This is a genomic window from Janthinobacterium agaricidamnosum NBRC 102515 = DSM 9628, assembly GCF_000723165.1.
In the GTDB taxonomy this organism is placed as follows: domain Bacteria; phylum Pseudomonadota; class Gammaproteobacteria; order Burkholderiales; family Burkholderiaceae_D; genus Janthinobacterium; species Janthinobacterium agaricidamnosum.
Genome location: NZ_HG322949.1, coordinates 3,020,980 through 3,038,687, shown reverse-complemented (window position 1 = coordinate 3,038,687; position 17,708 = coordinate 3,020,980). Strand labels below are relative to the sequence as shown.

The 17,708-nt window shown below is 59.3% G+C and carries 16 protein-coding genes; 10 read left to right on the top strand and 6 right to left on the bottom strand.

Annotation, left to right across the window (positions count from 1 at the left end):
• Positions 1-191: 191 nt before the first annotated feature.
• The 3 genes from GJA_RS12865 to GJA_RS12855 all read left to right on the top strand — a co-directional run bounded on the left by GJA_RS12865 (position 192) and on the right by GJA_RS12855 (position 3,774).
• Positions 192-1,541 (top strand): MFS transporter, encoded by a 1,350-nt coding sequence (locus GJA_RS12865; protein ID WP_081905387.1) that lies wholly within the window; start codon positions 192-194, stop codon positions 1,539-1,541.
• Positions 1,542-1,570: 29 nt separating this feature from the next.
• On the top strand, positions 1,571-3,010 hold the full coding sequence (locus tag GJA_RS12860) for an aldehyde dehydrogenase family protein (RefSeq protein ID WP_242404531.1): 1,440 nt from the start codon (positions 1,571-1,573) through the stop codon (positions 3,008-3,010).
• Between the two features lie 137 nt (positions 3,011-3,147).
• Positions 3,148-3,774 carry a hypothetical protein gene (locus GJA_RS12855; RefSeq protein ID WP_144241520.1) on the top strand — a complete coding sequence of 209 codons (627 nt, stop codon included), beginning with the start codon at positions 3,148-3,150 and terminating at the stop codon, positions 3,772-3,774.
• A gap of 566 nt (positions 3,775-4,340) precedes the next feature.
• Here the strand turns inward: GJA_RS12855 and GJA_RS12850 are convergent.
• Together GJA_RS12850 and GJA_RS12845 are read right to left on the bottom strand one after the other, a co-directional pair.
• Positions 4,341-5,237, bottom strand: coding sequence for a PhzF family isomerase (locus GJA_RS12850; protein WP_038492839.1), 897 nt, complete (start codon positions 5,235-5,237; stop codon positions 4,341-4,343).
• A gap of 10 nt (positions 5,238-5,247) precedes the next feature.
• Positions 5,248-5,628, bottom strand: a complete 381-nt coding sequence (locus GJA_RS12845; RefSeq protein ID WP_038492836.1) for a RidA family protein — start codon at positions 5,626-5,628, stop codon at positions 5,248-5,250.
• 99 nt (positions 5,629-5,727) lie between these two features.
• Between GJA_RS12845 and GJA_RS12840 the strand changes: the two genes are divergently transcribed.
• The 3 genes from GJA_RS12840 to GJA_RS12830 all read left to right on the top strand — a co-directional run bounded on the left by GJA_RS12840 (position 5,728) and on the right by GJA_RS12830 (position 7,578).
• Positions 5,728-6,660: a LysR family transcriptional regulator gene (locus GJA_RS12840; RefSeq protein ID WP_051780791.1), complete on the top strand. Its 933-nt coding sequence runs from the start codon at positions 5,728-5,730 to the stop codon at positions 6,658-6,660.
• Positions 6,661-6,776: 116 nt separating this feature from the next.
• On the top strand, positions 6,777-7,280 hold the full coding sequence (locus GJA_RS12835) for an RNA polymerase factor sigma-70 (RefSeq protein WP_038492833.1): 504 nt from the start codon (positions 6,777-6,779) through the stop codon (positions 7,278-7,280).
• Positions 7,281-7,377: 97 nt separating this feature from the next.
• Positions 7,378-7,578 (top strand): FecR/PupR family sigma factor regulator, encoded by a 201-nt coding sequence (locus tag GJA_RS12830; RefSeq protein ID WP_038492829.1) that lies wholly within the window; start codon positions 7,378-7,380, stop codon positions 7,576-7,578.
• A 154-nt stretch (positions 7,579-7,732) separates the two neighbouring features.
• On the opposite strand, the gene GJA_RS12825 is transcribed toward GJA_RS12830, so the two are convergent.
• A complete protein-coding gene (locus tag GJA_RS12825) occupies positions 7,733-8,494 on the bottom strand; it encodes a 4'-phosphopantetheinyl transferase family protein (protein ID WP_081905386.1) in 762 nt (253 codons plus the stop codon).
• Between the two features lie 244 nt (positions 8,495-8,738).
• On the opposite strand from GJA_RS12825, the gene GJA_RS12820 reads away from it, so the two are divergent.
• Positions 8,739-9,743: an MBL fold metallo-hydrolase gene (locus GJA_RS12820; RefSeq protein WP_081905632.1), complete on the top strand. Its 1,005-nt coding sequence runs from the start codon at positions 8,739-8,741 to the stop codon at positions 9,741-9,743.
• 498 nt (positions 9,744-10,241) lie between these two features.
• A complete protein-coding gene (locus GJA_RS12815) occupies positions 10,242-10,775 on the top strand; it encodes a superoxide dismutase family protein (protein ID WP_038492826.1) in 534 nt (177 codons plus the stop codon).
• 71 nt (positions 10,776-10,846) lie between these two features.
• On the opposite strand, the gene GJA_RS12810 is transcribed toward GJA_RS12815, so the two are convergent.
• The 3 genes from GJA_RS12810 to GJA_RS12800 all read right to left on the bottom strand — a co-directional run bounded on the left by GJA_RS12810 (position 10,847) and on the right by GJA_RS12800 (position 13,708).
• The gene (locus GJA_RS12810) at positions 10,847-12,202 is read right to left on the bottom strand and encodes an amino acid permease (protein WP_038499745.1); all 1,356 of its coding nucleotides are present in this window, start codon (positions 12,200-12,202) and stop codon (positions 10,847-10,849) included.
• Positions 12,203-12,423: 221 nt separating this feature from the next.
• Positions 12,424-13,272, bottom strand: a complete 849-nt coding sequence (locus GJA_RS12805) for a hypothetical protein (protein WP_038492824.1) — start codon at positions 13,270-13,272, stop codon at positions 12,424-12,426.
• A complete protein-coding gene (locus GJA_RS12800) occupies positions 13,217-13,708 on the bottom strand; it encodes a hypothetical protein (protein WP_144241517.1) in 492 nt (163 codons plus the stop codon). Before GJA_RS12800 ends, GJA_RS12805 begins: the two co-directional genes overlap by 56 nt.
• A gap of 208 nt (positions 13,709-13,916) precedes the next feature.
• Between GJA_RS12800 and GJA_RS12795 the strand changes: the two genes are divergently transcribed.
• Together GJA_RS12795 and GJA_RS12790 are read left to right on the top strand one after the other, a co-directional pair.
• On the top strand, positions 13,917-14,525 hold the full coding sequence (locus GJA_RS12795; protein ID WP_051780788.1) for a hypothetical protein: 609 nt from the start codon (positions 13,917-13,919) through the stop codon (positions 14,523-14,525).
• 671 nt (positions 14,526-15,196) lie between these two features.
• The gene (locus tag GJA_RS12790) at positions 15,197-17,653 is read left to right on the top strand and encodes a TonB-dependent receptor (protein WP_167541111.1); all 2,457 of its coding nucleotides are present in this window, start codon (positions 15,197-15,199) and stop codon (positions 17,651-17,653) included.
• The last annotated feature ends 55 nt before the right edge of the window (positions 17,654-17,708 follow it).

Below are 17,708 nucleotides of genomic sequence, written 5' to 3'. Positions count from 1 at the left end.
TCCCAGGCCGCGCCGCGCCGGCGTTGCGCCATTCTTTATTTCTACACTCGTAGACATGTGATTCTGTTGTGCGCTAATATCTACACTTGTAGACATTGGTGCGAAACGCCTTGTCGGAAATCTGCACATCCAGACATTGACGTGAAGCGCATTGTCCGTATCGAAGTCGGAAATGATGAAGGGAATGGAATATGCGATTGCTTGACAGGAGTGGCCGCGGCACGCACGGCGCCATGGCGCCGGCACCCGGCGCGACGCGCGCGTGGTCGGTGGTGGCGGTATTGCTGGTGCTGGCCGTGCTGGCCTCCGTGGACCGCAATGCGATCGCGCTGATGGTCGATCCGATCCGTGCCAGCCTGGGGATTAATGACTTTCAGATGGGCTTGCTGCAAGGGCCGGCCTTCGCCGTGTTTTTCCTGATCGGCAGTTTGCCGATGGGCTGGATAGTCGACCGTTATTCGCAACAGTGGGCGATCTATCTCGGCGTCAGCGGCTGGTCGCTGGCGACGATTGCTTGCGGGCTGGCCGGATCGTTTTATGAATTATTGATTGCGCGCTGCCTGGTGGGCCTGGGCGAAGCGGTGTTGCAGCCGGCCGGCTGGAGCATCGTCGCCAGGCTGTTTCCGCCACACCGGCTGGGACTGGTAATCGGCGTGCTGTCGGCTGGCGCGCAAATCGGTGCGGCGGCGTCGTACATGCTGGGCGCCTTCCTGATCGCCGGCGCGTCCCGCTTCGCGGCGATGCCCTTGCCGCTGGTCGGTCAATTGGCGCCGTGGCAACTGGTGTTTTTGGCGGCCGGCGTGCCGGGACTGTTACTGGCCGCGCTGATTTTCATCGCGCCGTCGCATCGGCCGCTGCGGCCTGGCCCCGCGCGCCAGGCCGGCGGCGGCTTGATGGCCTTCATCCGCGGCAACCGCGGTTTTCTGACGTATCACTTCCTCGGTTTCAGCCTGCATAGCGCGGCGGTGTTCGGCGCGGCGGCCTGGATGCCGACTTATTTGCTGCGCAACCATGAACTGGACGTGCGTACCGTGGGCGGCATCCTGGCGCTGCTGGCCGTACCGGTGGGGGCGGGCGGCGTGCTGTTCGCCGGATGGCTGGTCGACCGCTCGTTCGGCCGCGGCCGCGACGATGCGCACCTGACCCATTTTGCCTGCGTGGCCGCGCTGATCGCCGTGATCGGCGGACTGGGTTTCAACTTTGCCGCGTCGCTGCCTGCCATCGTGCTGACTTTCGGGCTGATCCAGTTCTTGCAGCCATTCTCGGGCGTGTCCGGCGCGGTATTGCAGATTTCGACGCCGGTGGAATTTCGCGGCCGCATTTCGGCGGCCTACATCATGTTTTACAACGCGGTCGGCATGACGCTGGGGCCGAGCTTTGTGGTGTTTCTGGGTGACTACGTAATCGGGCCGGGCAAGCTGGGCACGGCATTGGCGCTGACCTATGCGCTGTTCGGCAGCGCCGCCGCGATCTTGCTGTGGCTGGGCCGCAAGCATGCGGCGCGCGCGGTACAGCGCCATGGCCGTATCCAGCCCAGTTAAAACACCGAAATAATTTACAGGAGAAAATAATGAAGACAGAAGTAATGAAGATGGTAAATGAACACTATATCAATGGACGCTTTGTCGCGTCCCACGGCACCGAAGTGATGGACATCATCAATCCGGCCAGCGGCGCCGTCATCGGGCAAGTCACGCTGGGCGACGAAGAAGATGCGCGCAGCGCGATCCGCGCCGCGAAGTCGGCGTTCAAGACTTATGCCGGCTCGTCGCTGGAGCAGCGCGGCCGGTATTTGCAGCAATTGCATGACGCCATCATCGCCCGTGCCGACGAGCATATCGCGATCAGGACCGAAGAATATGGCGGCGTGGCCCAGCACAGTCAATTTTCGATCGCCGGCGCGGCCAAGGTGTTTTTGAACATGCGCAAAAGCCTGGGCGAGATTGTCTTCAGCAAGCGTCTCGGCGCAGCCGAGGTGGTGCTGCGGCCGCTCGGCGTCGCGGCCCTGATTACGCCATGGAATTCGGCGCTGTTCATGGTCTGCAACAAGCTGGCACCGGCGCTGGCGGCCGGCTGCACGGTGGTGATCAAGTCCAGCGAATTGAGCGCCCTGCAAATCCGCTTGCTGATGGAGTGTGTCGATGCGGCGGGCTTGCCGCCCGGCGTGGTCAATATCGTCCATGGACGCGGCGAGGTGGTCGGCAATGAGTTGACGTTGCATCCCGATGTCGCGAAAGTGTCGTTCACCGGTTCCACCGCCGTCGGCAAGCGCGTCATGCGCAATGCGGCCGATACCATGAAGCGCGTGACGCTGGAACTGGGCGGAAAATCGGCCCACATCATCCTCGACGATGCCGATCTCGGACTAGCCATTCCGTTCGCGCTGGCCTGCGGTTTCATGAACAATGGCCAGGCATGCATCGCCGGCTCCCGAATATTGGTGCCTGAGCATAAGTTACCGGCGGTCAAGGCGGCTTTGCTGGAAGGCATGAAGAAATGGATCGCCGGCCCGCCCGCGCAGGCGGCAACGGCGCTCGGCCCGCTGGTCAGCCAGCGCCAGTTCGAACGCGTGCAGCATTACATCCGCAAGGGCATCGAAGACGGCGCGCAAGTGCTGGTCGGCGGCGAGGGCAAGCCGCCGGGGCTGGAAGCGGGTCATTTCGTCAAGCCGACGATTTTCGTGAACGTCAGCAATGACATGCGGATCGCCAGGGAAGAAATTTTCGGCCCGGTGCTGGCCGTGATCGGCTACCGCTCCGAGGAAGAGGCGATCGAGATCGCCAATGATACGCCGTACGGCTTGCAGGGCTGGATCAGCACCGCCGACCCGCAGCGCGGCAGGCGGATCGCCGGCCGCATCGAAGCGGGCATGGTGATGGTCAACCGGGTGTATGACTTGCTCGACGACGCAGGCGCGCCGGCCGGCGGTTTCAAGCAATCGGGCATCGGCCGCGAGTTCGGCGTGTATGGCATCGGCGAATATCTTGAGCCGCAGAGTATTTTTGCCTGAAGCTTTGCCCGCCTGCATCCAGTTGTGGCGATTATTCGTATGTTTTTGTGCCGGAGTTTCTTGTTGAGAAAATACAAGAACCATGCACAGGGTTATTCCAACCACTGTTTATGCAACTAGTTTGAGAGCGGAAAAACATGCTGACATATGAAGAAGTCGTTGCAATCAACATGGCGATCGAGCCAGTCAAGGGAGGCATTGCAATAGGACAGATGAATGCGCACAAGAGCAATGGCGAAGTCGACTTGAAAAAAGCGATGAGCGCGGTGTCCGGCTACGGCGCCGCCAAGCAGTCGGCCGAACTGGCGTTGCGCATCATGTTCAGCCAGCCTTTCGGCGATGGCAATCACCGCACCGCGGCCGCGGTGATCTTCGCCAACATGCTGCATCATCAAATCGGCGTCAGGCGGCAGTACAGCGAAGTCTTGCATAATCTGAATGTGGCGGACGACAGTGACGGCTTGCCCGAACCGCTGGTGCTGCAAGTGAAAGTGCGCAAGCTTGCCGACTACATCGGCGCGATTACCAAGCCGGTTCCCGAGTATGCCCATCAGGCGCGCCGCGATCGTCTATTCCAGGAAATAAAAGCGACCGGAGATATCTTGTCGGTAGTGCGCGGCGCCCAAAAAGATTTTTTCGTGTCGCAGGGCGGGATCATGACGATGGATGTCTCGAAGCGGGAGGCTTATAAGGAACAATATACCAAGGAACAACGCAATCAAATCGCCCGCTGTCTGCGCGCGATGGGATATCACACCAATTAAGCTGTTTTAAGAGCCTATCCCAGTAGATGAATACGCCCTCTTCTGGCGCTCCTCAGGAACGGGGACTGCGTTGATCGTCGTCGCGTGGCTCGCCACGCTTCCTCCTCACGCCTGGTCCGCGCTCCTGATGCGCGGCCAGAACAAGACGCTCACTACTGGGATAGGCTCTAAGTGATTCTGGCCGGCAGCCGGGCTGCTTGGCATCTTGAGAAATGCAACCACCTTGAAAGGGGGCGTGGAGCGCCTGACAAACAGTTGACGAAAAGGTAGTGTAACGCCGCCATGGATTTTGTTGGGCGCTGTTGGTCCGCCTCGGCGTAACGAGGCTTACATCGGCTTGAACAGCGCCCGCAACACCTTCAGCGCCGCCGGATGATAAATCGTCGCGTGGCTTTCTTCCGGCATCTCCGGCGTGGCCTTGGCCGCCAATGCTTCCGACAATTGCCGGCCGCGATGCCGGCCTCGTCGCTGCTGGCCAGGTACAGCGATTGGACCAGCGGCGGCCGCTTGCTTAAGAATCCGGCCGCCTGATGGAGCAGGGGGCAAGATAAATGAACTTGCCGGCGTCAGGTATTGAGCCGCGCCGAAAACAGGATCACCGCTACGCCGCTGATCGCTACCCGTACCGGTTCGCCGTCGTCGATATCGACGCTGACGCTGACCACGCCGTCGCGCCCCAGTGCGCGGCCCTGATGGCCGTCGAACACCAGGCGCTGGCCGTCATGCCGCATCAGCTTGTGCTTGACCAGGTAGGCGCCGAGCGGGCCGTTGGCGTTGCCGGTGACCGGATCTTCGGCGATGCCGATGGCGGGCGCGAACATCCTGCCATGCGTCGCGGATGCTTCGCGGTCGATGGTGAACGGGAAAAATCCATTGCAGCCGATCACGCCGCTCAAATCCTTCAGTGCATGCTGGTCGGGGTCGATGTCGTCGAGGCTGATGCCGGCGGCCAGCGGCACCATCACTTTGGAATGTCCGGTCGAAACGATTTGCACCGGCAAGTCCGGTGCCAGATGGTGTTCCGGCACCCCCAGTGCGCTGGCCAACTCGCTGCGCAATGCCGCGCTGAAGGGCGCGCCGAATGCGATCGGGCCTTGGCGCATCGTGATGCGGTAGCCGTCGCCGATGGCTTGCACGACGATGGCCTGGATGCCGGCCCCGGTCTTTTGTTTCAGCTCGACATAGCCAAGTTGCAGCCAGGTGGCGCGCGCGTAATGGGCGGCGATGGTCGCGTGGCCACAGACCGGCACTTCCATGGTTGGCGTGAAGTAGCGGATATAGACGTCATGGCTGTCGTCTTGCGGGGCCATCACGAAGGCGGTTTCGGAATGCTTCAGCTCGCGTGCAAGGTCTTGCATTTGGCGGGCGGACAAGCCATCGGCATTCAGCACCACGCCGGCCGGATTGCCGCGAAATGGTGTCTTGGTGAATGAGTCGACGTGGAAGATTTGTGGATGCTGCATGGTTTTCTCCTTATAAAGCGGCAATCAGGGTGGCCTGGACTGCATAACCTTTGCGGATGCGCGGCACGCAGATCACCGAGCGGGACGGACGATGTTCACCGAAAAAATCGGCCAGCAACTGGTCGGCCGCATCCCAGTCGCCCAGCTCGGTCAGGTACAGGGTGAAGCTGATCACCTTGTGCGTGGCGCTGCCGGCGGCATGCAGCACGGCGTCGCAATTGGCGAGCAATTGGCGCAGTTGCGCCTCGAACGATGAATCCGGCGTGGGCGCGTGCGTACTCAGGCCCAGCGGCAGCGTGCCGGACATATAGACCAGCTGGTCATGAATGATGGCGGGTGCGTAATGGCCAGCCGGCAAGGGTAATTCTTTGGGATAAACGGCAGTGAGCATGGTCAGCGATCGGCAGGAATGGTGGAGAGCTGATTGTATTCATATAAAAATGAACGATAATACGTAAATAATCAATTAATACATTCGATGGGGGAATGAGTGGACGAACCATCCCTGGCCTTGATACGCTGCTTTGTCAGCGTTGCCAGCCACCATAGTTTTGCCAGGGCGGCACTGCAGCTGCGCATGACGCCGTCGGCGGTCAGCCGGCTGGTAAAGACGCTGGAACAGCAACTCGGCGTCTTGCTGATCCACCGCACCACCAGGGCGATGTCGCTGACCGAGGCCGGGCAGCATTTGTTTGCCGAGTGCGCCAATGCGCTGGAACAAATTCGTGGCGCTTGCGAGCAAGTGCGCCACCAGCAGCAGCAATTGCGCGGCACGCTCAAGCTCAGCGCGCCGCTATCGTTCGGGCGCACCCATGTGACGCCGCACCTGGCCGCGTTCATGCGGGCCTATCCGGAAGTAAAGCTGGAATTGCTGATGGTCGACCGGTATGTCGACGTGGTCGCCGAGGGGATCGATATCGCGATCCGTATCGGCCACCTGGACGATTCCTCGCTGGTGGCGCGCAAGTTGCTCGGCAACCGGCGTATCCTGGTGGCCGCGCCGTCCTATCTGGCGGCACATGGGGCGCCGGACGAGATCGAGCAATTGAAGCAGCATGAATGCCTGAGCCTGACGCTCAACCGCGACGGCGAATCGTGGCGCCTGGCCGGTCCAGGCGGCGAGCGCTCGTTGCGGCCATCCGGAAATATGCGGGCCAATAATGGCGACGCCGTCAGGCAATTCGCGGTCGACGGCCTCGGGATTGCATTCTTGTCATCGGTGACGGTGCAACAGGCCTTGTCCGATGGTGTTTTGGTGCAAATTTTGCCGCAATGGCAAGGGCGCGAGACGGGCGTGTATTGCGTCAGCCCATCGAGAATATTGTCGCCGGCGGCCAAGGCGATGATCGACTTTTTGGCAAATTGCTGGAAATCTGATGGTGCTTGGCATGTAACTGCGGATATTCCGAACATAGGCGGATAAATTATCAAAAAAATTTAAAACACGTGTTGCAAAAACGGCCAGCTTGAGCGATCATTACTCCAATGAGAATAATTCTCATTACTTGAAAGCTGAGTTCAGCTTACTGTTTTCATCCTATGACAACCGGCACCACACTTCGTCAGCAGTTCATTGCTTCCCGTCCGCAACTACGCGACGCCGCAACCCGCATCCTCGGCTGTCGCCAGCGCGCCGAAGATGTGCTCCAGGATGCTTATCTCAAATTGGCCGATGGCATAGAGGAGTTGCATATCCAAAATCCGATGGCCTATTTATTCCAGCTGGTGCGCAACCTGGCAATTGATCGCCATCGGCGCAGCAATTTTGAGTTGCAAGTGTTTTCGCCGGAAGAAGAGGGCATGCATGTCGGCTCCTCGGCCGCCACGCCGGAAGCGCATGCGATCCATACCCAGCACCTGGTGCTGGTGGCGCGCGCGCTGGCCAGCTTGCCCGAGCGTACCCGTTCGGCGTTCGAGCTGCACCGGCTCGGTGGCCAGACCCAGCGTGAAGTCGCGGCCCAGCTCGGCATTTCGACCACTTTGGTGAATTTCATGATACGCGACGCGATGCAGTGCTGCCGCGATGCGCTGAGCATGGTCTGAGCCTGGGAGAAAGGCCACGCTACCTTCATGGTTGTTGATATAATGAAGCGGGCTGCCGCTGCGGCAGTCCGTTATATCAATAATTTTAATCAACACCATGAATTCTACACCGGCCTCCGAAGGGCTTTGGCAGATCGCCCTGGATTGGGTCTTGCTCCAGCATGAAGGCGAACTGAGCGCTGCTGCCCAGGCTGAATTGACAGCGTGGCTGTCAGCGGCGCCGGCGCATCGGGCCGCTTATGATGAGGCGAGTCGTGTCTGGTTGGCCACCGGCCTGGTGCCGCCGTCGACGTTTTAGAGCGCCTAACAAAACATCCATGGCGGCGTTTTTCCTTGTCCACCATTGGTACTGTCCACGGCGTACTGCCCACGGCGTACGGCCTGCGACAATGCGCCTTGCCCTGAAGGTTTTGTCAGGCGCTCTTCGTTGCGTCGCCATGGCCGGCGTGCTGTCACCAAAGAAAACCCGTAACGATCTGGCGTCTATCCATCACCGCATACGCCGCGCTCCAGCGCGTGCCTTGCTGAAATTGCGGGCATAGCGTTTCCGTCAGTGCAAAAGAGATCGTGCGGCTATCCACATCGATGCGTTCGATATGCACCGCATCAAAATCAAACAAGCGTTGTACCGCGCCAAATGCGGCCTTGAAAAAACTTTCCTTGGCTGAAAACACCAGGGTCAGCAGGGTATTCAAGTCCAGCCGGTCTTGCAGCGTCCGCAAATACGCCAGTTCGTGCGCCGACACGATGCTGCCATGCATGAAGTCCAGTGTTCCTTCCCCGACTGTTTCGATATCGATCCCGATGCCGCCATATTGGCTTGCCGGCAAGACCAGCGCGGCGGCGACATGGTGGCTGTGCGTGATGCTGCCCAGCACTCCCGCTGGCCACAGCGGCTGGCGCGCCGCGCCGATGGGAATGTCGGTGTCGCCCAGGCCAAGGCCGATGCCGGCCAGCGCCGCGCGCGCGCAACTGCGTCCGAAAAAAAACTCGGCCTGTCGCTTGTTCACGCTGCGCGCCACTTGCTCCGGGCATTGGATGCCCGCTTGCCCAAAACGTCCAGGCTTGAAATCGCCGGGGTCGAAACCGGCCATCACCAGCTGCATCGGCGCGCGGCCGCAAATCGACCAGTGGCGCGTGACCAGCCGCAACTGCGCGGCGTCGGCATTATCGGATGGCGCCGGGGCGGGCCAATCTGGCGGGAGAGCTTGCATCAAGTCGGTCCGTATCGTCACTGTTCAGCGGAGGTTTTATTTGGCGCCAAGTGTACGGCCAATGGGCTGAAATGAACAAGCCTATTGTCGCGATCCGGCGCGCTGCCTGCGTCCGCCGACGGCCCCGGTACGCCCCTGCGGAGCCTGCCCTATAATGCCGAAGCCCGCCATCCATGGCACAGCCGAGTGCCTGGGTGCCGCCATGTCCAATATATCTCATAAGCAGGAGAACATCATCGATATCATGCAACGAGCGATTACCCGGCGACCGCCGCGCCGCCGGGCCGGGCTGCGCGCCGCTTTGATGGTGGCCGCCTTGTTCGCCATGTCCGGCGCCAGCGCCGCGCAGGATGCGCCGCCGGCCAGCGCCGCGCTGGAATTGCTGGTGCTCGGTTCGGGCGGCCCTGGCGCCACCGGACGCGCCGGCGCCGCTTACTCGGTGCTGCTGGACGGCAAGCCGCGCATTCTGGTCGATGCCGGACCGGGTGCGTTTGTCCGGGCTGGCGAAGCCAGGCTGCCGTTTGCCGACATGGATATTGTATTGCTGACGCATTTGCATGCCGACCACGCCGGCGGCTTGCCGGGCTTGATCAAGGCGCGCGCCGTCAGTGCGTGCGGCAAGATCGCCTTTCATGTGTTCGGCCCGAGCGCCAGCAAGGGCGGCCAGACCAGGGAGGGCGATGTGGATGCGGCGTTTCCATCGACGTCGCGTTTTATCGACCTGATGTTCGGCAAGCAGGGCGCGTTCAGCTATTTGCGCGATTTTTCCGCGCCGGTGACGTTCAAGACCACCGATTTGTTTACCCATCCAAAGGCGGGCGCCGCGCCGCTCATTATCGTCAACCAGGATGGACTGGTGATACGCGCCATCGCCGGCCACCATCGCGATGCGCCGGCGGTGATTTACCGTATCGATTACAAGGGCAAGAGCATCACCTTCAGCGGCGACATCGACCCCTTGGGCCACGCCGCCTTGCGCAGCATCGCCAAGGATAGCCAGTTACTGGTGTTGAATGCGGTGGTGCTGGATCCGCCCAAGTCGCCGCAAGTGCTGTACACGCTGCATACCGCGCCGCAAGATATCGGACGCATCGCCAGCGATGCGGGTGTCGGCGGCTTGTTGCTGAGTCATATCTCGCCGGTCATCGATGCGCAGCGCGAGGCGGTCACCGCATCGATACGCCAGGCTTACCAGGGGCCGGTGCAATTCGCCGAAGATGGCTTGCGCGTGCCGCTAACTAGACCGTAATAAATTATTGTGATTTCTGACCCTGCTTAGAGCCTATCCCAGTAGTGAGCGTCGTCTGCTGGCAGCGCATCAGGAGCGCGGACCAGGCGTGAGGAGGAAGCGTGGCGAGCCACGCGACGACGAGCAACGCAGTCCCCGCTACTGAGGGGCGCCAGAAGAGGGCGTATTCATCTACTGGGATAGGTTCTTAGATTGCACGGAAGCTGCCGGTATCGATGTCATGTGTTCATCTCGCTATCAAGTCGATAACCGGTCATGCCGGCCCGATGACGGGCGACAAGGCTGCGGTTCAATCATGGGCGCGCGATTAAAAATCGTTGATTATTCAAGATCCTGAAAGGTGAGATCATTACGCCATGGCTGGACGCCGGCATGTTGTCGGCGTTGCAGCCTGTCCCGGCAGGGGCGCCAGAAGAGGGCGTATGCATCTACCGGGCAGGCTCGCAGCCAGCCACTCACGGCATCGACAAAAAATACACTTTCTCGGGAGAATTTTGGATGAAACATATTTCGCTGATCCTTTTGAGCGCCGTCGCCATCGCCGGTTGCGCCACCCAGCCTGTGGCGCCGTCGGCCGGACTGGTCGCCAACGCGGTGCTGAAACCGACCCAGGGCAATCAAGCCGGCGGCAGCGTCCGTTTTGAAGAAAAGAATGGCCAGGTCTGGGTCATCGCCAGTATCGAGGGCTTGTCGCCTGGCCAGCATGGATTCCATATCCATGAAAAAGGCGATTGCAGCTCGCCGGATGGACTCAGCGCGGGCGGGCATTTTAATCCGACTGGCGTGCAGCATGGCAATCCGGCCAGCGGCCCGCACCATGGCGGCGACTTCGGCAATCTGGAAACGGATATGAATGGCAATGCGGAATTGAAAATGGCATTTCCACTGAGCCAGATATCGCTGGACAAGGATGCGCCCAACAGCATTATCGGCCGCGGTTTGATCGTGCACGCCGATCCGGATGATTTCAGGACCCAGCCGACCGGCAATTCGGGTAAACGGCTGGCTTGCGGCGTGATCGTACTGAAATAAATCCCGCGCATGGCTGACGGCGCAGCCTGTCCGCCCCGCCGGTGCAATACCAGCGGCGGGGCGTCGGCACGTCAAATGACCGCTTTGGCGGGTTGCTTGAGCCAGTAGCCTATCCCCAGCGCGATCAGCCATACCGGAATCAGGTACACCGACAAGCGCAAATCCGGCGTCAGGTACATCACCGCCAGGATGCCGGCCAGGAAGGCCAGGCACAGGTAGTTGGTGAATGGATAGCCCAGGCTGCGGAACAGCGTGGTTTGCCCCTGTTGCCGTTTATGGGCGCGGAAGCGCAGGTGTATCCAGCTGATCATGCCCCAGTTGATGATCAGGGCCGACACCACCAATCCCATCAGCACTTCGAACGCCTTGCCCGGAATAAAATAATTGACCGCGACACAGATGCCGGTGGCGATGGCCGACACGCCCAGCGACGCCAGCGGCACGCCGCGGCGGTTGACGTTCAGCAAGAAACGCGGCGCATTGCCTTGTTTGGCGAGGCCGTACAGCATGCGCGTGTTGCAGTACACGCCGCTGTTATAGACGGATAAGGCGGCTGTCAGCACCACCACATTCAGCACATTGGCGACCAGGCTGCTGTCGAGCGCATGGAAGATCAGCACGAACGGGCTGCCGCTGGTAACTACCTTGTCCCACGGATACAGCGACAACAAGATGCCCAGCGCGCCGATGTAAAAAATGATGATGCGGTAAATCGCCTGGTTGGTGGCGCGCGGAATCGTGTACGACGGGTTGTCCGCCTCGGCCGCGGTGATGCCGACCAGTTCCAGGCCGCCAAACGAAAACATGATCACGGCCATCGCCATCACCAGTCCGCCGGCGCCATTCGGAAAGAAACCGCCATGGCGCCACAGGTTGCTGACGCTCGCCTGCGGGCCGGCGTCACCGGAAATCAGCAGGTAGCCGCCAAAACAGATCATGCCGACGATGGCCACCACCTTGATGATGGCGAACCAGAATTCCATTTCGCCGAAGGCTTTGACGTTGGACAGGCTGATGCTGTTGATGATGACAAAGAAGACCAGCGCCGACACCCAGGTTGGTATGTGCGGCCACCAGTACTGGACATAGATGCCGACCGCCGACAATTCCGCCATGCTGACCAGCACATACAATACCCAGTAATTCCAGCCAGACATGAAGCCGGCCAGGTTGCCGCAATATTTATCGGCAAAATAACTGAAGGAGCCGGCGACCGGTTCATCGACCACCATTTCGCCGAGCTGGCGCATGATCAGGAAAGCGATCAGACCTGCCACGCCATAACCCAGCAAGACTGACGGGCCGGCCATCTTGATGGTTTGCGCGATGCCGAGGAACAAGCCGGTGCCGATCGCGCCTCCCAGTGCGATCAGCTGGATGTGGCGGCTTTTCAGGCCGCGTTTGAGTTCGTTGTTGCCGTCTTCCATCATGTATTGGGATCCTGATTTACGGGTGAGGGCGGTTCCATGGAAAACCATGGCACAAAAGCCAGTGATTCTAAAGCAATAACGCTGGCAGGTAAGGAAAATCTTGACGGGAAAATATCAGGCCGGCCAAGATCGGCACGGGATCTCGCAGGGAGCGTGGCGCGGCGCTGTATTCGCGTCGCGCCTTTATTTGATTTACATCAAACTTACATCAGTTAACGTCAAAATTCCCAGCGCAGCGACGTCGTGATGCTGCGTTCGGTCTGCCGCGGCAATTGCCCGATCAGGCTGCGTGCGGGCCGCTCGCTCTGGATCGCCAGCAATTCCGTGATCAGCGATACCGAATGGCTCAGGGCCATGCTGTATGCCAGCGCCAATGCGCGTCCGCGTTCGCCGTTCGGGTCGGATGGCCAGATATCGTGCTCGGTGGTACTGAAACGGTCGTAGCGCAACGCCAGTTTGCCGGCCCACAGCGGATGGCTGACCAATGCATACCAGGCCTGGTAATCGAGGCCGGTCGCATTGCGGCCCATATACGTATTGCCGCGCATGGCCTGCCACAGCCATTCCCAGTCGCCGCCCGGATGCGCCGTCAGGCTGATATGGTCGAACTTGGTGCGCCACGCATATTGGCCATCCTTGACCGCCAGCGGATCGGCGCGGTTGTCATAATGCAGTCCGGCGACTTCGATCACCTCGCTGTAACTGTAGTTGGCGCCAACGTAATAACCGAGGCGGCCGTCGATTTCGCGGAAGGGGGGGATGGTGCGGCTTTGGCGCGCAATCGCGCCGTCAGGCCGGTAGATCGGCAAGTCCGCCAGTTGCAGCGCCTCGTTGCGCCCGGCGATGCGGTCGCTGACCGACCAGCCGCGCCAGGCCAGCAGCGTGCCGGTCGAATCGTTGCCGTTGAATAATGCCGCCGTCACGCCATAGTCATGCGGCGAAGCGTCATAACGGCCGCTGTGCCACAACTTCCATTCCAGGCCGTTGGTGCGCAGCTCTTCGCCGATCCAGCTATTGATGGCGGCACTGGAAATGGTGCGGGCCCGGGGTCCAGTCGATGCCGCCATACTCGACTTCGACGCTGGTCGGCGGGAAAAAATAACCGGCCTTGACGCGCATCTTCCACGCGCCCGACGGCAAGGGATTCCAGCCCAGCCATGCCTCCTGTATATCGACCACGCCATGGTGCTGGTCGCTGGCGCTCAGCAGCACCGCGCCGTTGACCGTGTCGAGCAAGTCGAGGTCGCCGCGCAGCACCGCCTGGCCGAGGCTGAAGCGGCTGGAGTGGCGGTCATAACGCGACTTTCCCAGTCCGGAATCGGTCCAGCTTTGATCGGTGTCCGACTCGACCGCGCGCAGATCGATCTTGCCGCGCCAGTCGACGCCGCTGGCCTGGGCGAAACCGGTCGCCAGCAAGGCGGTTGCCAGGGCCATCCGGGTCAAGGCGCTGGTGAAAATCTTGTCGGGAGTCGCAAATGCCGGAAGGTAGGAGGGAGTGCGCATGCCAGTTGTTTTTTGAGGATCATCGTCAGCCAGCATGATACACGGGCCGGACCTTTTTATCGCATTGCCGGGGCCGCTTATTTGGATGGGCGCCAGCGGCTCTTGCGTGCGTATTACGAATACCTGGATGGTCGATGCGACCGCCGCACAAACGCTGGCGCCGCCGGGCATGAAGCTGTGGTAGCACGCCGGAAAGACGCCGTTTACCGTGCTGACCTACCGGCATGGCCATTTTGGCCCGGCCTTGCTGGGACCGTTGAGGACCTTGTTTCCCTCGCCGATGCAAAGCAATTGGCGGCTGTACCTGGAGCAGGCGCCGGCGGGCGCGCCGCAGGTCAGCACGGTGTTTTTCTTGAAGAACATCATGAACAGCCTGGTGTATGCGCTGGGGACGCGGCTGTTCAGCGATGTGTTGCCGACCCATCTGGCTGCCAGCTTTACGCATCGCAGCGAAGGCGGCGTGGTCGAATCGGGCATCGTGCCTGGCGCCGGCAGCGCGCCGGCGCTGGCCTGTGCGGCGCGCGTAGGCCATGACAAGAGCTTGGCGCCCGTGTTTGCGGAAGCATTCGGCAACTGGCAAAACGCGGTGCAGTTTATCGCCTGCCAGGATGCGGCGATTGCCCATGTCGAGCGGCTCGGCAGGCTGGCGCTCGGTGAAATTCAATTGCCGGTGGATCTGGCGCACGTGCTGCCGCTGCAGCTTGAGCCAGGCGCCGCGCAATGTTCGCTGCTGGCGCAATTGCCGGTGTCAGAGGGGCCGTTTGGTTTTATGGTGCCGGCCGTCAAATTTCATGTGCTGTCGGAACGCCTGCTGTAGAACCGCTTATCGGCCGTCAAGCCCGCTATTTTTATCGTTATTACACCTGTCGCTGTGCAATTAGCACATTCCTTATTGATTGGGTGCCGCGATAACCTTGCTTTTGCCCACACTATGTCAGCGCCCTGGAAATTTATTTTTTGAAAATGACTTGAATGGCATTTTGAAAGTCACCGATCAGGCGAATTCTTTTTCATACAATAGATTTGTTGTGCGTTTGCAACGATTGGGGTGTTTCCAAGGCGCCAAGTTGGAAAATTTTAAATGGTTTTTTTATTAAATTTCAGAATAAAATGTACGTTTTTTTGTTTTTTATCATTTAAAAATTTCTTTCTCAAGCTTTCTCACTGCTCTAGCCTTGAGAAATCTCATTTTATTGATGTTTTTTTGGAAAGCCGTGTTGATGTTTGACAAACAAATCATAAAGATGCTTTCATGATTTCCGGGCAGCTTGTTGGCAGACGATTCAACCGTGGTTTGAATATATAAAAATAAGTCCCTTAATTAAAAGTGCGCTGCAAAAAAACAGCGGCATAAAAAAGTATTTCATGAGTATCCAATGAAATGCCACTTAATAATTTCTTCGGGAGAATGTAATAATGGTAGAAAAGATGTTGGCCAAATCGGTGCGTCTGGCACTGGTAAGTGGTCTGGCTGCCAGTGCCGGTTTGATGTCCCAAACCGCACTCGCGCAAGATGCAAAACTGGGTGGGGAAAAAGTTGAGCGCGTAGTGGTGACCGGCTCCGCGATCAAGCGCGTTGATGCGGAAACTGCCGCACCGGTTGAAATTTATACCAAGAAAGACATCGAACGTACCGGCGCGACCAGCGTCGCGGAACTGATCAAGAATCTGGCTTCCATCGATATCAATGACCAGGGCGAATTGAGCGCCAACTCGCCGTCGGGTTCGGGCACCACCAACATCAAAATGCGTGGCTTGAGCGAACGTAACGTATTGATCTTGTTGAACGGCCGCCGCTTGCCGACCAATGCGCTGGCTGACGGTAGCGGCGCGGGCGCCGCAGTCGACGTCAACGTGATTCCATTGAGCGCCCTGGAGCGCATCGAAATCCTGAAAGACGGCGGTTCGGCGATTTACGGCGCCGATGCGGTGGCCGGCGTGATGAACTTCATCACCAAGAAAAATTACCAGGGGCTGGAAGTCAAAGGTTCTTACGGCCAAAGTTCGCGTTCCGACGCGAAAGAGAAAAACGCCAGCCTGGTATGGGGCCTGGGCGATTATGACCAGTCCGGTTTCAACGTGCTGGCCACGGTTGACGTGCTCAAGCGCGATCCGATCTTCCGCAAAGACCGCGACATCACCAGCTCGGCCGACTTCCGCCGCTTGGGCGGCATCGACGCCCGCAGCGGTTATTCGCCGAACGGCAACGTCAGCGACGGCACGCAACTGCTGCCTTGCGCTCCGGGAGACCTGGTCGGCAAAAGCTGCCGTTTCGACTTCAATAAAACCATCTTGACGTCGATTAACGGCGCAGACCGCGTCAGCGGCATGCTGATCGGCAGCTTGAAGGTCAATAACAGCACGCGCGCGTTCGCCGAGCTGACTTATTCGGAAAACAAGGATCATTTCGAGGCACAACCGGCTCCCGGCGCGTACAAAATCAGCGGCAATCGCACGGTGCTGGGCCGCTTCATGCAAATCGGCCCGCGCATCACCGACCGCAAAGGTTCGCTGACCCAGTTCACCACTGGCCTGGAAGGCAACAACGCCGGCATCGATTGGGATGTCTCGATCGGCAAAGGCATCAGCAAGGCCAGCAACCAGGACTCGAACTATCTGCAGACCGATCTGTTCAACGACGCCATCGCAAAAGGGTTGATCAATCCGGCCAGCACCAACAATTCGCCGGCCGAAATCGACAAGATCCGTCTGTCGCCTTTCCGCGAAGGCAAATCGGAATTGACGTTCTTTAACGCCAAGGCTTCGGCTCCGATCATGGACCTGGCTGGCGGCCCGCTGGCGTATGCCGTCGGCGTGTCGTATAACAAGGAATCGCTGACGGATACGCCCGATCAAAACCAGGTCGACGGCTTGGTGTTCGGCGGCATCCAGCAAGCCAAGGTGGATGCCAGCCGTAATTCCAAAGGTATCTTCGGCGAATTGTCGATTCCTTTCCTGAAAAGCGTCGAAGCCCAACTGGCCTTGCGTTACGACGATATTTCCAGCGTCGGCAGCAAGACCAGCCCGAAAGTGGCCTTGCGTTACCAGCCTATCGATAGCCTGATGTTCCGCGGTTCCTACGCCGGCAGCTTCCTGGCGCCATCGCTCAAGCAAATGTTCGGCGGCGTCGATGCGGGCGCCAATTCGACCGACGACAAGGATGTGTGCAATGCGTTCCCGACATTGTCTGGTTCGTGCAGCAATTTCCCGTATTACGAAGTCACCGGCTCGAACAAGAACCTGAAACCTGAAACCGGCAAGACCTATAACTTCGGCGTGGTTTTCTCGCCGGTGAGCGCCTTGTCGATCAGCGTCGACTATTTCAAGATCAAGAAAGAGAATGAAATCGGTACGCTGACCGTCAGCCGTGCGGTTGAACTGGGTCATATCGAAATCGTTGGCGGTGAAGCCCGTGTTTTGCTGAACAACCAAAATCTGGCCAAGACCCATGTTGCAGGTGTCGATACCGATATCCGCTACACTTCGCCGCAAACCGCGTTTGGCAAATTCACCTTGCGTAATGCGGCGACCGTGTACACGACCCAGGAAACCATGGATAGCGAAGGCGATCCTATGTTGAGCACCAAGGGTACCTACATGAATCCGAAATACCGCAATACGCTGACCTTGGGCGTGGATTACGGCGCATTCACCGGTTCGCTGATTACCCGTACCACCGGCGACATGATCGACTCCGACAAGCGGGTTGAAAAAATCCCTGCAGGCACCCGCCAGATCCCTTCGCACACCGAAGTCGATTTCACGGCGCAATACCAGGTCATCAAAAACCTGACGTTGACCGGCGGTATTAAAAACTTGTTCGATCGCATGCCGCCATACAGCCTGATGGGTTCGACCAACCAGTACGGCACCCTGGGCTTTGCGCAACTGTACAATGCCCGCGGCCGTTATTTCTACCTGGGCGCCAACTACAAGTTCTTTTAATTCATAGCCGGGAGGCTTTCATCCCGGACATGGCTGGCCGGCACGGCAGCCTTCT

What these genes read in the sequence shown, in the direction of transcription:
- GJA_RS12815 (WP_038492826.1), top strand. Translation starts at nt 10,242, where the DNA reads ATGAAACATATTTCGCTGATCCTTTTGAGCGCCGTCGCCATCGCCGGT.
- GJA_RS12850 (WP_038492839.1), bottom strand. Translation starts at nt 5,237, where the DNA reads ATGCAGCATCCACAAATCTTCCACGTCGACTCATTCACCAAGACACCA.
- GJA_RS12805 (WP_038492824.1), bottom strand. Translation starts at nt 13,272, where the DNA reads ATGGCGGCATCGACTGGACCCCGGGCCCGCACCATTTCCAGTGCCGCC.
- GJA_RS12820 (WP_081905632.1), top strand. Translation starts at nt 8,739, where the DNA reads ATGCAACGAGCGATTACCCGGCGACCGCCGCGCCGCCGGGCCGGGCTG.
- GJA_RS12835 (WP_038492833.1), top strand. Translation starts at nt 6,777, where the DNA reads ATGACAACCGGCACCACACTTCGTCAGCAGTTCATTGCTTCCCGTCCG.
- GJA_RS12800 (WP_144241517.1), bottom strand. Translation starts at nt 13,708, where the DNA reads ATGCGCACTCCCTCCTACCTTCCGGCATTTGCGACTCCCGACAAGATT.
- GJA_RS12860 (WP_242404531.1), top strand. Translation starts at nt 1,571, where the DNA reads ATGAAGACAGAAGTAATGAAGATGGTAAATGAACACTATATCAATGGA.
- GJA_RS12810 (WP_038499745.1), bottom strand. Translation starts at nt 12,202, where the DNA reads ATGGAAGACGGCAACAACGAACTCAAACGCGGCCTGAAAAGCCGCCAC.
- GJA_RS12825 (WP_081905386.1), bottom strand. Translation starts at nt 8,494, where the DNA reads ATGCAAGCTCTCCCGCCAGATTGGCCCGCCCCGGCGCCATCCGATAAT.
- GJA_RS12865 (WP_081905387.1), top strand. Translation starts at nt 192, where the DNA reads ATGCGATTGCTTGACAGGAGTGGCCGCGGCACGCACGGCGCCATGGCG.
- GJA_RS12845 (WP_038492836.1), bottom strand. Translation starts at nt 5,628, where the DNA reads ATGCTCACTGCCGTTTATCCCAAAGAATTACCCTTGCCGGCTGGCCAT.
- GJA_RS12855 (WP_144241520.1), top strand. Translation starts at nt 3,148, where the DNA reads ATGCTGACATATGAAGAAGTCGTTGCAATCAACATGGCGATCGAGCCA.
- GJA_RS12790 (WP_167541111.1), top strand. Translation starts at nt 15,197, where the DNA reads ATGTCCCAAACCGCACTCGCGCAAGATGCAAAACTGGGTGGGGAAAAA.
- GJA_RS12830 (WP_038492829.1), top strand. Translation starts at nt 7,378, where the DNA reads ATGAATTCTACACCGGCCTCCGAAGGGCTTTGGCAGATCGCCCTGGAT.